The organism is Streptococcus oralis subsp. oralis (genome assembly GCF_002096435.1).
In the GTDB taxonomy this organism is placed as follows: domain Bacteria; phylum Bacillota; class Bacilli; order Lactobacillales; family Streptococcaceae; genus Streptococcus; species Streptococcus oralis_AA.
This window is the reverse complement of record NZ_NCUI01000004.1, coordinates 1-428: the sequence shown is the minus strand read 5'-3', so window position 1 is coordinate 428 and position 428 is coordinate 1. Positions and strand designations below refer to the sequence as shown.

1 protein-coding gene is annotated in these 428 nt (G+C 46.3%); it reads right to left on the bottom strand.

All coding sequences use genetic code 11. The features are described from left to right. Positions 1–428: isopeptide-forming domain-containing fimbrial protein (locus B7723_RS00020; RefSeq protein WP_142358067.1), on the bottom strand; the 428-nt coding region annotated here is incomplete at both ends.

Genomic DNA, 428 nt, shown 5'->3' with positions numbered 1-428 from the left:
GCATCGAATGTTAATTCAACAGCTTGACCGCCATTGGCTTTCACTTGTTCCTCGGTAAGGGTCAAGGTAATGGTTTGTCCTTCTACCTTGATTTGACTTGCATCAAGAGCTTGACCATTCAAGGTCGCACTTGATTTACCTGCGAACTCAAGAACATCTTCGATCTTATCGGTTACGCTGAAGGCTGTCGCATCTTGCGCTACTGTTGTTTTCACATTGTATGTGAAGACTTGGTCGCGTTTTGCGAGAGTTTCTTCTGCCTTGCCGTTAACATCTTTCTTGATCTCTGGCTCGTCTGGTGTTGGTGGCGTTACTGGGACTTCATTAGAGTCTTTGTGCACACCTGGTTTGTGTGGGAAGCTTGCGTCATAAGAAGCCTTATTCGGAATCTGTGTACGGCCGTCTTCCTTCACATATGCGGACAAGTT